The 13,903-nt window shown below is 56.2% G+C and carries 11 protein-coding genes; 6 read left to right on the top strand and 5 right to left on the bottom strand.

Annotated elements, in window-relative coordinates:
• Positions 1-15 precede the first annotated feature (15 nt).
• Both SJY13_RS06500 and SJY13_RS06495 read left to right on the top strand, forming a co-directional pair.
• Complete coding sequence (locus SJY13_RS06500) at positions 16-945, top strand: aldose epimerase family protein (RefSeq protein ID WP_377189139.1); 930 nt, start codon at positions 16-18, stop codon at positions 943-945.
• Positions 942-2,240, top strand: coding sequence for a cytochrome-c peroxidase (locus tag SJY13_RS06495; protein ID WP_377189136.1), 1,299 nt, complete (start codon positions 942-944; stop codon positions 2,238-2,240). Before SJY13_RS06500 ends, SJY13_RS06495 begins: the two co-directional genes overlap by 4 nt.
• Here SJY13_RS06495 and SJY13_RS06490 read toward each other — a convergent pair whose 3' ends face one another.
• On the bottom strand, positions 2,241-3,746 hold the full coding sequence (locus SJY13_RS06490; RefSeq protein WP_377189133.1) for a CRTAC1 family protein: 1,506 nt from the start codon (positions 3,744-3,746) through the stop codon (positions 2,241-2,243).
• On the bottom strand, positions 3,736-4,956 hold the full coding sequence (locus SJY13_RS06485) for an ROK family protein (RefSeq protein ID WP_377189130.1): 1,221 nt from the start codon (positions 4,954-4,956) through the stop codon (positions 3,736-3,738). The genes SJY13_RS06490 and SJY13_RS06485 overlap by 11 nt, the downstream gene beginning before the upstream one ends.
• A 152-nt stretch (positions 4,957-5,108) precedes the next feature.
• Here SJY13_RS06485 and xylF point away from each other — a divergent pair, with 152 nt between their 5' ends.
• The 4 genes from xylF to xylA all read left to right on the top strand — a co-directional run bounded on the left by xylF (position 5,109) and on the right by xylA (position 9,611).
• A complete protein-coding gene (gene xylF, locus SJY13_RS06480) occupies positions 5,109-6,128 on the top strand; it encodes a D-xylose ABC transporter substrate-binding protein (RefSeq protein ID WP_085821916.1) in 1,020 nt (339 codons plus the stop codon).
• A gap of 63 nt (positions 6,129-6,191) precedes the next feature.
• The gene (locus tag SJY13_RS06475; RefSeq protein WP_085821915.1) at positions 6,192-7,490 is read left to right on the top strand and encodes a sugar ABC transporter permease; all 1,299 of its coding nucleotides are present in this window, start codon (positions 6,192-6,194) and stop codon (positions 7,488-7,490) included.
• Positions 7,490-8,293 carry an ATP-binding cassette domain-containing protein gene (locus tag SJY13_RS06470; RefSeq protein ID WP_085821914.1) on the top strand — a complete coding sequence of 268 codons (804 nt, stop codon included), beginning with the start codon at positions 7,490-7,492 and terminating at the stop codon, positions 8,291-8,293. The genes SJY13_RS06475 and SJY13_RS06470 overlap by 1 nt, the downstream gene beginning before the upstream one ends.
• A 10-nt stretch (positions 8,294-8,303) precedes the next feature.
• Positions 8,304-9,611, top strand: coding sequence for a xylose isomerase (gene xylA, locus SJY13_RS06465; RefSeq protein ID WP_377189125.1), 1,308 nt, complete (start codon positions 8,304-8,306; stop codon positions 9,609-9,611).
• Between the two features lie 134 nt (positions 9,612-9,745).
• Here the strand turns inward: xylA and SJY13_RS06460 are convergent, their stop codons facing one another.
• From SJY13_RS06460 to SJY13_RS06450, 3 genes are all read right to left on the bottom strand, one after another.
• On the bottom strand, positions 9,746-10,444 hold the full coding sequence (locus tag SJY13_RS06460; protein ID WP_377189122.1) for a Hint domain-containing protein: 699 nt from the start codon (positions 10,442-10,444) through the stop codon (positions 9,746-9,748).
• A 181-nt stretch (positions 10,445-10,625) separates the two neighbouring features.
• Positions 10,626-11,294: a PAQR family membrane homeostasis protein TrhA gene (gene trhA, locus SJY13_RS06455; RefSeq protein WP_377189119.1), complete on the bottom strand. Its 669-nt coding sequence runs from the start codon at positions 11,292-11,294 to the stop codon at positions 10,626-10,628.
• A gap of 75 nt (positions 11,295-11,369) precedes the next feature.
• Positions 11,370-13,715 (bottom strand): fatty acid cis/trans isomerase, encoded by a 2,346-nt coding sequence (locus SJY13_RS06450; protein ID WP_377189116.1) that lies wholly within the window; start codon positions 13,713-13,715, stop codon positions 11,370-11,372.
• Positions 13,716-13,903 lie beyond the last annotated feature (188 nt).

The raw sequence follows: 13,903 nt of genomic DNA, 5'->3' as shown, positions 1-13,903 counted from the left end.
GATCAGAGAACACCAGTGCAGATTGACCGCGTTTTGCTGAATGACCACACGATGTCCGTGGCCCTGCTGAGCTGTGGGGCGATTACCCAGGGGTGGTGGATCAACGAAACGCCCTTGATTTTGGGCTATGAAAACCCGCAGGATTATCTGACCGATCCCTATTATCTGGGCGCGATCGTCGGGCGGGTTGCCAATCGGATAGGCGGTGCTGAATTCTGGCTTGACGGTGCGCCGTATCCGCTCAGCGCGAATGAGGGGGCGAACACGCTGCATGGTGGGGTTAAGGGCTTGTCCCGGCAAAACTGGTCACTCAGTCAGACCGCAGAAAACGAGGCTGTCTTGAACCTTGTATCGCCAGATGGCGACAATGGATTTCCGGGTGAAGTGCAATTCCAAGTTCGGGTGACACTGAATTACCCTCGCCTTACCTATAGGATTTCCGCAGTGCCGGACCGACCGACGCCCATCAGTGTTGCACAGCATAATTATTACACGCTGGGCAGCACCGATGGTATCGCAGATACTCGACTGAAACTGGCTTCAAATCGGATTCTCGATATCGATGACCAAGGGATACCTACGGGACAGTTGCGGCAGGTGGGCAAAACCAGGTTGGATTTCACCGTGCCGAAATCGATTGGCAACGCTGCTCAGGACATAGATCATTTCTTTGTTTTTAACCCCCAGAGAAACCCGCAGACCCCTGTGGTTGAGGTTGCAGTGGACAATGGTTTGAAACTCAGCGTCTGTTCTGATCAGCCCGGTGCGCAGATTTATTCTGCAGCACATCTGTCCGACCCTTTCTGCAAGGGCGGAGGGGTTTGTATCGAACCCTCAGGCTATCCAAATGCGGTCAACATTCCATCGTTCCCAACAGTGATCTGCACACCGGACAGACCTTATCGCCAAAAGTTGGTATTGGAAATTTCCGAGGGACGGGTATGAGGCATTATGGCATTTCAACAACGCTGGGCGCTTGGGTGGTTGCGTCGGTTGTGAGCGCGCAGGATCTTGGGCCCAGACCGGAATTCATTGAACCAGAATTTGCCAATGCCCAACTGGGTCAGTTTCTGTTTTATGACCCGATTTTGTCGGGGAACAGGAATATCAGCTGCGCGACCTGTCACCATCCTGATCTTGGCACCTCGGATGGTCTTTCGCTTGGGATCGGCGAAGGAGGCGTTGGGCTGGGACCTGATCGCAAGATCGACCCGAACAACCCGCCCGAACAGCGCATCCCCCGCAACTCGCCCGGTCTTTGGAACCTTGGGGCCGTTGAGTTCACGACGTTTTTTCATGATGGACGCCTGGAAACCGACCCCAATCTGCCAAACGGCATCCGGACACCTTTGGGCACGCATATGAGGCCCGGTTTCCAATCTGCATTGGCCGCTCAGGCGATGTTCCCGGTTTTGTCGCCGGATGAGATGGCCGGGCACTACTCGGAAAATGAGGTCAGCAAGGCTGTGCGTCTTGGGCTTTTGACCCAGGAAGGCGGCGCGTGGGATTTGATTGCCGCACGTGTGGCGGAGATTCCTGAATACAAGCGGCGTTTTGACGAACTCATGCCGGGGGAAGACATCACATTTACAGCCATCGCAAATGTCATTGCCGACTTCATCGCCTTTGAATGGCGCGCGGATAACAGCCCGTTCGACCGCGCAATGCGTGGGGAAGAGGCGATGTCAGAACAGGTGCAGACAGGGATGCAGCTTTTCTATGGAAAGGCAGGGTGCGGCACCTGTCATTCTGGCTGGTTTCAAACCGATCATGCGTTCCACGCCATTGCGATGCCCCAGATTGGCCCCGGCAAAGCGGCAAGGTTCGAGAACCACACGCGCGATGACGGTCGCCTGAGGGTAACGGGACACCAAGGGGATGCCTATGCCTTCCGGACACCGTCATTGCGCAACGTGACGCTGACCGCGCCTTATGGCCACGCCGGGGCATATGCCACGCTTGAGGACGTGGTGCGGCATCACCTGAATCCGGTGGCTTCTCTGCAGGCCTACCTGGTGGACAAGGCTGTGCTACCCGAATTCCCTGGGGCCGAAGACCAAAGGCCAATGCTTGATCCGAGTAGTGTTGAGGCAATTGGTGATGCCAACAGCCTAGCCTCATCAAACCTGACGAACGCTGAAATCAATGCGTTACTTAGCTTTCTCACCAGCCTCGAAGATCCGGCGCGGCGTTTGGGTGTTCCCGACCGCGTCCCAAGTGGGTTGCCAGTCGAGAATTGATCAGCGTTTCAGTCGGGTTTTCTGGTTGGGGCGGACCCGATGCCAATCCCCTGTTTCTCCATCGGGCCAGATCATCCGGATGTCGATCCGGTCCGCATCGCCAAGGCCAAAGTGATGCAGCACAGAACTGCCGCCCGCATGGCCACCGCCAAGTGTGATTTCGCGCGTCTGCAACCCAAGATCGGTTCTGACTTCGATAAACCCGCCTATGGCGGACCGATTTGGGCGGTTCTGGCTGACATCCACCAACAGCCAGTTTCGCGGATCAGATTGGTTTTGATACACTTCCAAGTTGGCACCGCGGTTCACGACTACCAGATCCAGCAAGCCGTCGTTGTTCAAATCCGCCAAAGCCGCGCCGCGGGACTTGGCCGTTGACGCAATGCCGGCCTGGTCCGAGGATTCAGTGAATTGTCCATCTGCCTGTTGTAAAAGCAGATTATTGGGATCGTTCAGTGCCGCATCCGGCATTTGTTCAACATTGCCTTTGGCGACGAAAATGTCGTCCAGGCCATCGTTATTTGCATCCCCGAACTGTGCGTGCCAACCGGTCGACGGTCGGCCATCACCACCCACATGCGGTCGGTGCGCGGTCGTCCCTTTCTCATAGGTGGCATCGCGCCAGGTTGGGCCGTCAGCACGCGGATCAAACACCTGAAATTTCTGATCGCCCATTGAGGTCAGGTAGACCTCGGGGAACCCGTCACCTGTCAGGTCTCTGGACGCGATGCCCATGCCCCAGATCGAATAAGGCAACCATCCGTCATCGCTGGAGTACAGCCGCGGTTCAGGCTCCATAGCCCAAAGTTGCTCTTGCCCGCCGCGCACATAATAGTGCCGATCATTGCTGACCCGCAGATCCGCGCGCCCCTTGCGGGCCCAGTCTGAAAACAACAGCGACAAGGCGCAATAGCCCGGTTCAAGCTGTTGGGGCTCTTGGTAACTGTCCCCGTCAGGTCGGTAAAGAAGCGTGGGACCACAAGTTTCAAAAGGACCTTCGGGATCAAACCGATCGACATAGGTGCCAAACGCCAGCGTCGGCAGCGTTTGGCCCATCTCCCAGGTTGCAGAAAACCCTGTGGTCCAGTGGTCGTCTGATTGGAAACCTATTGTTTCGAAGGGGGAAAACGCGCAGTCCGGTTCACCCTTCAACAACACGTCTTCACCGACACGCAATACAACCAAATCCATGATGCCGTCGCTGTCGATGTCCAGAGGATAAGCGCCGGTGACCCCGGTCAGCGACAGCTGTTCCGGTGTTTCAACCCGGAACGAGACGTCGCTGCCTGAGGTGTTTCGAAACAGCTGTGAGGGATTTGCCCCACCTGCCACAAACAGCTCGGGCAGAGCATCTAGATCACAGTCAAAAACGGCCACACCACCGCCTACGAAATGCTCCCACCCGCCATCATAGATATGCGCGGGGACATCGACAGGGTTGAACCGGGGAACCTCGGCGCTGGCGGTCGAGGCTAGGGTGACAAGGACAGCAAGCTCAGGGCGCATGTTGTACTGCAAGCTCCTGAACCTTGAGGATCGAGACCTGTTCGATCCCATAGGCTGCGGCCCCCTTGGACCACATCAGGTCGCCCCATTTATAAATCTTGATCTCAGGCAAGGGGGCATCAACATTAACAACACCGTTTTTGATGCGGTTCATGACATCCTCGGAACAGAGGTGTTCCATGCTCATCTGAGCGCCCGACAGGATAATGCACTCGGGGTCAAACAGGTTGATCAGGTTGGACACACCCAGACCAAACATCTGACCTGCGCGTGCCAGAACCGATGCGGCGCGCTGATCGCCGGAATTGGCCTGAACATGGATGTCCGACACGTTGGCCATCTCTGAACTGTGGCCGGTGACCGTCATTTCGCGCAGCAATGCATAGTCCCCGACATAGGCTTCAAGGCAGCCACGCTGGCCACACTGGCACAATGCACCATCGAGCTGAACCTTGGCATGGCCAAATTCAGCACCACAGCCGCGCTCTCCGCGGTAAAGCTTGCCGTCCAGTACGATCCCAAGCCCAACACCGTGTTCTATCGTCACCACCAAAAAGTTCTTCAGGCCTTTGCCTTGTCCAAAAAGCTGCTCGGCTTTTGCGACCAGATTGGCATCGTTCTCGACAAAAGTGGGGCAGGGCAGGCCTTCTGAAAACAAATGGCTGAAATCGACGTTTCGATCAGTAATCGAGGATGACCAATGAACGAAGTTCCGCTTGGCATCGACTAACCCTGCAATTCCGATTGAGACGCCTGCCAACTGTTGGATCGATCCGTTGATCCTGTCGCAGGCCTCTTCCAGGGCCAGTCGAACGGTGGCCACGAATGCAACCGGCGTCATCTGGACGTCTCGCAGCTGGTGCATATGTGACGTGACTTCATTGCCTTCAAAATCGACCAGCAGGACCGAGATGACATGGCGCGCCACTTTCAGGCCCGCCACCAGGTGGGATCGACCATCCAGCTGCAGCAAGACCCGCGGCCTGCCGCGTTTCGCGGATTTGGCCGAGGTTTCGCCTTCAATCTCTTTTACCAGACCGGCTGCAATCAGGTCGGCTGTTGCGGCCGTAACCGTCGCCGGGCTGGTCTGCAGAGCCGACGCGATATCGGTTCGTGAGATCGAGCCGCGCGTTCTGATATGTTCCAGAACGCGGAGGCGGGTCGCGTTTCTTTGGTCCAGAGAATTTGGAGAATCTTTGCTTTTCAGCATCTTGTCCTCACGAATCTTGTCATGACCCCAATCTATTTGGATTTCCGCATTTCGAATAGAGTAAATATTTTACTGACTGAAATAAATATGCTACTCAGTAAAGGTGAGGGCCACGAATCAAGAGGCGATGGCTCAGCAAATGGGAGGAAATCATGAAACGAATTCTCAGCTTTTCAGCTGCGGTTGCATTGTTGGGCTCGGCCGCGTTTGCCGAGCCGGTTGTCGGCGTAAGCTGGTCCAACTTTCAGGAAGAGCGCTGGAAAACCGACGAAGCGGCGATCAAGGCAGCCCTTGAAGCAGGCGGTGCCGAGTATATTTCGGCAGACGCGCAATCGTCGTCTGCCAAGCAGCTGGCAGATATTGAAAGTCTGATCGCTCAGGGTGTGGATGCCCTGATCATTCTTGCCCAAGACGCGCAGGCCATTGGACCGGCTGTTCAAGCTGCCGCTGACGAAGGTATCCCAGTTGTTGCATACGACCGATTGATCGAAGATGGTCGCGCTTTTTACCTGACTTTTGACAATGTCGAAGTCGGACGGATGCAGGCGCGCGCTGTTTTTGAGGCGATGCCCAAGGGCAATTACGTAATGATCAAGGGTTCTCCCACCGATCCGAACGCTGATTTTCTGCGGGGTGGCCAGCAAGAGATTATTGGCGCCGCGGTTGATGGCGGTGACATCGTAATCGTGGGTGAGGCCTACACAGATGGCTGGCTTCCGGCCAACGCCCAGCGGAACATGGAACAGATCCTGACTGCGAATGAAAACAACGTCGACGCAGTTGTTGCCTCAAACGATGGAACAGCTGGCGGTGTGGTTGCGGCCCTGACAGCGCAAGGTATGGAAGGTATTCCTGTGTCCGGACAGGACGGGGACCATGCAGCGCTGAATAGGGTTGCGCTGGGCACGCAGACGGTTTCGGTCTGGAAAGACGCCCGTGAACTTGGCAAGGCGGCAGGCGAGATCGCAGTCGCGCTGAGCAGCGGCACCAGCCCGTCTGACGTCGATGGAGCGGTCAGTTGGACATCGCCCGGCGGGACCGAGATGAACTCGGTCTTTCTGGCACCGGTGCCGATCACCAAGGACAATTTGACGGTTGTCGTGGACGCCGGATGGATCCCGCTGGCAGACCTTTGTCAGGGTGTCGAAAACGGCCCAGCCCCCTGTAACTAAACCCTAAAATCCCCGGCCTTCACGCTAAGGCCGGGGATCTTCGCTGAATATGAAAGATCGGATATGACCGAAACTTCGTCTCAGCCGGTTCCTGAAAAAGCAAAGCCAGGCCTGTTCCAGCAATTGGAACTGGATATGCGGCTATTGGGAATGATCGGCGCGTTTGTCATCTTATGCATTGGTTTCAACATCTTTACGGATGGGCGGTTTCTAACACCGCGAAACCTGTTCAACCTGTCCATTCAGACTGTGTCAGTGGCGATCATGGCCTGCGGAATGGTCTTTATCATCGTCACCCGCCACATTGATCTGTCCGTTGGTGCGTTGTTGGCGACCACGTCCGCAGTGATGGCTGTAACGCAAACCGAGTTGCTGCCGCATATCCTGGGGCTGGGACTGGGCAACCCGGTGACATGGGCAATTACCATTGTTGTGGGGCTGCTGATTGGCGCGCTGATCGGTGCCTTTCACGGCTGGATGGTGGGCTATCTGACCATTCCCGCCTTTATCGTTACGCTCGGTGGCTTCCTGGTCTGGCGCAACGTCGCGTGGTACATGACCAGCGGGCAAACGATCGGCCCGCTGGACAGCACGTTTCTAATGTTCGGGGGAACCAACGGCACCCTCGGCACATCGGCAAGCTGGCTGCTTGGGTTGTTCGCCACCGCGATTGCGATCTGGGCGTTGTGGAGCGGCCGACGCGCCAAGGCCGCGCATGGCTTTCCGGTCAAACCGGTCTGGGCCGAGGCGACAATGGCAACAATCATCGCAGTCGCAATCCTGGGCTATGTGTATATCGTCAACAGCTACGCCATTCCGACCCGCAGGCTGCAGCGCATGTTTGAAGCGCGCGGAGAGGTAATGCCGGAAGGGCTGGTTGTTGGGTATGGCATACCGATCTCAGTGCTTATCCTCATCATCGTTGCGGTCAGCCTGACTGTTGTGGCGCGGAAAACCCGGTTCGGGCGCTATATCTTTGCCACCGGGGGAAACCCGGACGCGGCTGAACTTTCTGGGATCAACACACGGCTGCTGACCGTAAAGATATTTGCGTTGATGGGGTTCTTGTGTGCTGTCTCGGCCGTGGTCGCTTCGGCGCGTTTGGCCAACCACTCGAACGATATCGGCACGCTGGATGAGCTGAGGGTTATTGCCGCAGCCGTAATCGGCGGCACCGCATTATCGGGCGGGATCGGGACCATCTATGGCGCGATCCTTGGTGCATTGATCATGCAGGCGCTGCAGTCTGGCATGGCAATGGTCGGCGTCGATGCGCCGTTCCAGAACATCGTTGTCGGCAGCGTTCTTGTGCTGGCCGTTTATATCGACATCGTCTACCGCAAGCGATTGGGGGCAAAGTGATGCAAGCTCAGGACACGCAAAAGACGCCTTCAAATACGGGCCGCGGTTCAGGCGCGCCGCCACTAGTTGAAATGCGCGAGATTTCGATTTCCTTCGGTGGGATCAAAGCCGTGGATCACGTCTCGGTCGATCTTTATCCTGGTGAAGTCGTGGGCCTTTTGGGTCATAACGGGGCTGGAAAGTCGACTTTGATCAAGGTGTTGTCTGGTGCCTATCAGATGGATCACGGGGAAATCCTGATTGATGGCAAGCCGGTTGAGATCACCAACCCACGTGATGCGCGGACGAACAATATCGAGACGATTTATCAGACGCTTGCGCTGGCCGACAATCTGGATGCCACGTCCAACCTGTTTCTTGGCCGCGAAATGACCACCCCTATGGGACTGGTCAATGACGCTGCGATGGAGGCTGAGTGCCGCAAGATCATGGCGCAGCTCAATCCCAATTTTCAAAAGTTCAACGATCCCGTCTCGGCACTGTCGGGCGGGCAACGGCAATCCGTGGCCATCGCGCGTGCGGTCTATTTCAACGCGCGTATCCTGATCATGGATGAACCGACGGCGGCCCTTGGTCCGCATGAAACTCAGATGGTGGCGGACCTGATCCATCAGCTCAAGGCGCAAGGTATCGGGATCTTTCTGATCGATCACGATGTCCACGCGGTCATGGACCTGTGTGATCGGGCCTCGGTTATGAAAAACGGCAAGCTTGTCGGAACGGTTGATATTGAGGACGTCACGGATGACGACCTGTTGTCGATGATTATTCTTGGCAAGCAGCCGGGGCAAAAAGCAGAATAAGGGGGCAGAGATGAAAAGCGGATTTTTCGAAGGCATCGAAACCATCTCGTACGAGGGGGCAGACAGCGGCAATCCACTTGCCTTCCGTCACTACAACCCGGACGAAATCGTAATGGGCAACCGTATGGAAGATCACCTGCGTTTTGCCGTCGCGTGGTGGCACTCTTTCGCGTGGGAGGGCGGTGATCCGTTTGGCGGACCAACCTTTGAACGCCCATGGTATCCGCAAGACGATATGGGCCGCGCCCGGATGAAAGCGGATATCGCTTTTGAGATGTTCGAGATTTTGGGACAGCCCTATTTTTGCTGGCATGATGCCGATATCCGTCCGGATCAGGGCAATTTCGCGGATAACCTGCGCACGCTGGAAGAGATCACCGATTATATCGGCCAAAAGATGGAAAGCGCTGGCACCAAGCTGCTTTGGGGAACAGCCAATATGTTCAGCCATCGCCGCTGGATGTCGGGTGCCAGCACGAACCCTGATCCCGATGTCTATGCTTTTGCGGCTGCAACGGTGAAGTCGTGCATCGACGCCACACATAAGTTGGGCGGCGAAAACTATGTGCTGTGGGGCGGGCGCGAAGGGTATGAGACATTGCTCAACACCGACATCGGCGCTGAGCTTGATCACATGGGTCGGTTCCTCAATATGGTGGTTGAGTACAAGCATAAGATCGGATTCAAAGGCGCCATTCTGGTTGAACCGAAACCACAGGAACCCTCGAAGCATCAATATGACTATGACGCGGCGACCTGCATCGGATTTCTCAGGAAATACGGGCTGGAGGATGAGGTGAAGCTGAACCTCGAACAGGGTCATGCAATCCTGGCCGGCCACAGTTTCGAACATGAGATCGCGGTGGCAACGGCCGAGGGCATGTTGGGATCGATCGATATGAACCGCAACGATTACCAATCGGGTTGGGATACAGACCAGTTTCCGAACAACACGCCAGAGGTCGCGCTGGCATATTACCACATTCTGAAAGATGGCGGGTTTTCGACCGGCGGGACCAACTTTGATGCCAAGATCCGCCGCCAATCGATTGATGCGCAGGACCTCGTGGCCGCTCATATCGGTGGCATGGACATCTGCGCCCGAGGGTTCAAGGCCGCGGCTGCGATGATCCAGGATGGTGGTATGGATGTGGCCCTGGCAGAACGGTATTCCGGTTGGGACACTCCTGCGGCGCAATCCATGTTGGAATCCAGCCTGCAAGACATATCCGACCGAGTTTTGGCGGATCACATCAACCCCGAACCGAAATCCGGACGTCAGGAGATTTTGGAAAACTATGTGAACAGGTTCGTTTGACCCGCTCCGAAGTCCGGTCTGCTTACGTGCCCGTTACTTCGCGCGGGTTTGGTAGGCCCCTCGCCACTGCCGGGCAGAATTCGGCAATGCAAGGGGTTGGGGGCCACTGAAGCCGTCGATTTTTGCCAAGCGGATCAGCTGAAGTTAAGCAGGTCGACCTCGTGGTCTTGCACGGCACGGGCTGCGGTGTCGCCGTAAGCGTTGTTGCTCTGGTCTCGAAGTTCAGGGAACAACGCAAGTATCTCTTCGCGAGATTGTTCTGCAAGACTGTTGAACGCAGCATCGCTTGGGTGAAAACTCTCGGTTTCTGCGCCGTTTGAGATGACGATCTCATGCCGTTTGAACAGAAGATGGTAGTAGGTCACCTGTTGAGGGGTGTCGTCTTGGGTGACGCCGTCCATCGATGTCAGGTGTTTGGCGGGGACGAGAACCGACGATTCTCCGAAGTGAATTTTGTTTTCGGGCCGGGATACAAGAACGCGGTGATTGGGCGATACTCGTAAGGGGACAGAAGGCACGTTTGGTGCCAGGGCCCCAATTGAAATCTGAATCGGGTTCAGCCGCTCGCAACTTTCAGGGTCGGTTTGGACGGTTTTTGAACCGATCCACTCGATTGGACTTTCTGTGTCATCGGCCATAGTGACCAAGTCACCAGATTTCAGGTCTTCGATTTTGACCTCGCCGCGCGGGGTCAGGATCAGGGTTCCTTTCGCGAAACAGGGCACGTCGACCTGGGAATTCGCACCGGGCCCGGAAGATGCCGGGGTGGTCGCGTTGGTTTCAGAGTAAGAGGTAGCGTTCGGCGCAAGGCCGATGAATGAAGGATTTGCCATGAATGTGCCTGCTAATCGGTCGCCCTACGTTCAGTTAATGACGGGCAGAGCTGTAAGGAAGTCGGCGCTAAATAGTCAGGGCGTACGAGAATTGGAAGGGCCGCAGCAGGCCAGATTCCGTGGGGTTACTAATTACAACGTGGGGTAACAATCCGGGCGGCGCCAAAAGGTGTGCGCAGGGTCAAGTTACCTCAAGCGGCGCGGGCAAAACACGGAGCGCTACGGCAAAGAAGAACAATATGCTGCCGGCCAGAACAAACACGTGCCAGATCGTGTTGTGGTAGGGCAGCCAATCGAGAAGATAGAACGTGACGCCGACCGTGTAGACAACTCCGCCCGCGATCATCAGGAAGTAAACCGTTGGCGAAAGTTCGGCCAAGGTGGATTGACCGGCCCACACAATGGCCCATCCCATCATCAGGTATAGGGCCAGTCCAAACCAGCGAAAGCGATTGGGATCGATGAGTTTCAACAACGATCCAAGCGTCGCCGAAGACCATAGCCCCAACAGCAGCCCAGGTGCCTGTACGCCTGAGACCAGCAGGAACGGCGTGTAGGTCCCGGCTATTTTGACATAGATGCCTGAGTGATCGAGACGCCGCAAAAGATCGGACCACCTTTTACTTTCGTTCATATTGTACGCCGCCGAAAACGTGAGCATCAGAACCAGCGTGGCGCCATAGATCGAAGCACCCAGTACCGCAGCAGGTTCGGATCGATAAAAGACCAACATCACGATCAGGGCTGGTACCGCAACAAGGGCGGACGTCACGCCCAGCACGTGGACGACTCCGTCACTTATACGTTCGGCCCGGCTATAGGCCGGGCGGATATCTGCATAAGACCGCATACTTAAAACTTAGGGGCCGGATCGAGGTGCGGCAAGTTAACTTGTCAATTGATCGATAGCGGGTCCGACACGGGATCAGGTCGGATCATCAGCTGATTTAGGGTCTTTGTACCGGTTGAGGTCCAAAATACCCGCATGAACCGGGTTTCGCTGGATGAAGATTTCATGAATTCGGTCACTCAACGGCCAGAATTCCGGGCTTGTTCTGCGTACGCCATGGGTGGCCACAACTTCCATGAAATCACTTTGCGACCCTACAGCTTTCAGGTCCTGGACAAAGGCGGTCAACTCGTCCTGCCGAACCTTGAAGAAGAAATTCGGATAGCTGCCAGCCAGCCCGGGCAGAATTGTCAGAACATCCGTCTCAGGGTCTCGGCGGGCTGCCTCGTCGAACAGAAACGCCACGTTCGTGTGGGCCTTATCATGGGCAAGTGAGAAGACGTCTGCCGCACCGCCACTGTCTTCGACGACCAGAACAGACAGGTCCGGCAAATACCGCACCCAATCGCCACGTTGATTGGCCAACGCGCGCAGGGCGAGTTGGATCTGGCTTTGCGAGCAATCTGCGTCAGCGCATCTGTTGATCGGGTCTGTCACCGACCACAGGCCATTGCCGCGTGCGAGCAGTGTCAACAGGAACTCCTGCTTGGGCGTCGAAGTTTCAAAGCCGATGCCGGTGGGAAAACTGGCATCGACGTGGCGGTGGTGCCAATAGGTATGAATTTCAGCCAATGTGCCTTGATACCATTTCTTGTGTATCTGCTGACGGGCCGCTTTGGGCATGAAGGACAGGAAAGTGTCTTCGCTCTCCATCCGCAGCTCGTCCATGTACAGACGTGTCGAAAGCTGATGTTCGACCCGGCCAAACACATCGAACCCCGCCACCAAATCATAGTAGATGCGTTCGAAAATCGGATAATCGATGACCCACGCCGTTTCGGGGATGTCACCATGAAATCCGGTCATTGCAGCGGCGTTGTCGAAATGGCGGAAAACCGTGATCAGCGCATTCGGGTTGGTGCCATCACCATCCCAGATTGCATCGTAGTCGAACCCTTCTGTGTGCGCCGCGCTGTCGCGATAACGGGCATCGCGGAACTCAAGATACCTGACCTGATTGGCATGCGAAAAGCCTTGCAAATCGCCCAACGCGCCGCCGTCAACCCCAGAGACGGGCAGCTCCAGATGTACCGCTCCGTCCTGCAGAAAGGCCGGATCGATGATCGACAGATCCGCGTCCGGGTCCAGGAAGCTGACCCAGAACCGGTCCTCGATCACATCCACGGCGGTTTGCCCATGGCAAACGGGGCCGCGGATGAAGCTGCGGACAAAGAACAAGGCATCATCAAGCAAAAACTGATAGCGGCTGCGGGCGGGCATAGAGGCAAAAGTGCTAAAGGGATTACCGCCCTCGGCATCGCCATAGGGCGGCGCAGTGGCAAGCGACCAGTCGGGGTCCAGAAACAGTGTCTGGAAACGTGCCATCCGATCAGGCCCTATCTCGTAGACAAGGTGTTCCTTGTGCGCGATCGTTTCGTCAATTTGTTGAAGGCGATAGTAAAACGGGTTCACGCCCGGAGCATCAAAGGGGCGACGGGTTGCTATGATGCCGATCTTTTCACCGGGCGGCGTGGTTGAGCGCACCAGTTGGAAAAAGCGTCTTGGGTCATCACCCTGAAAGTGTAACCGCGCCAGAAACAAGTGTTCGTAAATGTACCGGCTCATAAGTTGGGGTCGCAAGTTTTTGCCGTTCAGAAACGCCTCCCACTCGGTGATCTGAGCCTGAATGTCGTCGGGAACATTGGGGGGTGCGGAAGGTAATGGCGCGCCGCTGCGTGCCCATGCCACAAGTGTTTGGTGCGCGTGATCCTCGAGCGGCGCAGTTGCGTACGGCATGCCGGCCAACGGATTGCCATCGCGGTAGGCATCGAACTCATCATGGGTGGGGCAGGCCAGAGGGCGATCTGTAGTCAGGTTAAGCGCGGCAGGAACAGGCGCGTTTACGGGCATAGGGTTTTGGCGACCCAGATCCAGATATCTTTCCAGCAAGCTGGGGTCAGTTTCCACATTCTGCGTCACCGAGTGAAATCCAAGCGCCCGCCATTGGGGTAGGGACTGTGCATCAACGCCCAGTCGGGTCAGCGGCGCATCCTCAAGGCGCTGACTGTGATAAACGGCTTGTTTGCTGGCCCCACGTAACAGCCCGGCGGGGGAGGTCAGTTTTAGCTGACACGGCGCGTCATAACAGCTGTGACAAACGACACAGCGCCGATCCATGATTTCTTTGACCTCGGCCCAATCGGCATTGGTTGCAGATGCAACGCTTGGATCACTTTGTGCTTCGGCCCAGTGTGGGGCAGCACATGCAAATGCAATGAGCACCGAAACCATGCTACGTCGCAATGATCGAGCTTTCTGCATCAATGCCCTCCGGGGTTGTTCGCGGTCCACAGTCTGAAACGTGGACTGAGTTTGTTCATATAAAGCCCACTGATCAAATGAAAAAAGGCGGCCTTGCCAGCATCCTGCTCTCTGATTCAGACGTTGTGCTGGAAAGAGGCCCACTTGATTTCGTGGCTGTGAATCGGTCCGCGCGCGGTGTGGTTGCA

It is taken from the genome of Ruegeria meonggei, assembly GCF_042768335.1.
Classification (GTDB): Bacteria; Pseudomonadota; Alphaproteobacteria; order Rhodobacterales; family Rhodobacteraceae; genus Ruegeria; species Ruegeria meonggei.
Note: the sequence above shows the minus strand (reverse complement) of the source record. Positions and strands in the feature narration are given on the sequence as shown.

What these genes read in the sequence shown, in the direction of transcription:
- SJY13_RS06470 (WP_085821914.1), top strand. Translation starts at nt 7,490, where the DNA reads ATGCAAGCTCAGGACACGCAAAAGACGCCTTCAAATACGGGCCGCGGT.
- xylF (WP_085821916.1), top strand. Translation starts at nt 5,109, where the DNA reads ATGAAACGAATTCTCAGCTTTTCAGCTGCGGTTGCATTGTTGGGCTCG.
- xylA (WP_377189125.1), top strand. Translation starts at nt 8,304, where the DNA reads ATGAAAAGCGGATTTTTCGAAGGCATCGAAACCATCTCGTACGAGGGG.
- SJY13_RS06450 (WP_377189116.1), bottom strand. Translation starts at nt 13,715, where the DNA reads ATGCAGAAAGCTCGATCATTGCGACGTAGCATGGTTTCGGTGCTCATT.
- SJY13_RS06485 (WP_377189130.1), bottom strand. Translation starts at nt 4,956, where the DNA reads ATGCTGAAAAGCAAAGATTCTCCAAATTCTCTGGACCAAAGAAACGCG.
- SJY13_RS06475 (WP_085821915.1), top strand. Translation starts at nt 6,192, where the DNA reads ATGACCGAAACTTCGTCTCAGCCGGTTCCTGAAAAAGCAAAGCCAGGC.
- SJY13_RS06495 (WP_377189136.1), top strand. Translation starts at nt 942, where the DNA reads ATGAGGCATTATGGCATTTCAACAACGCTGGGCGCTTGGGTGGTTGCG.
- SJY13_RS06490 (WP_377189133.1), bottom strand. Translation starts at nt 3,746, where the DNA reads ATGCGCCCTGAGCTTGCTGTCCTTGTCACCCTAGCCTCGACCGCCAGC.
- SJY13_RS06460 (WP_377189122.1), bottom strand. Translation starts at nt 10,444, where the DNA reads ATGGCAAATCCTTCATTCATCGGCCTTGCGCCGAACGCTACCTCTTAC.
- trhA (WP_377189119.1), bottom strand. Translation starts at nt 11,294, where the DNA reads ATGCGGTCTTATGCAGATATCCGCCCGGCCTATAGCCGGGCCGAACGT.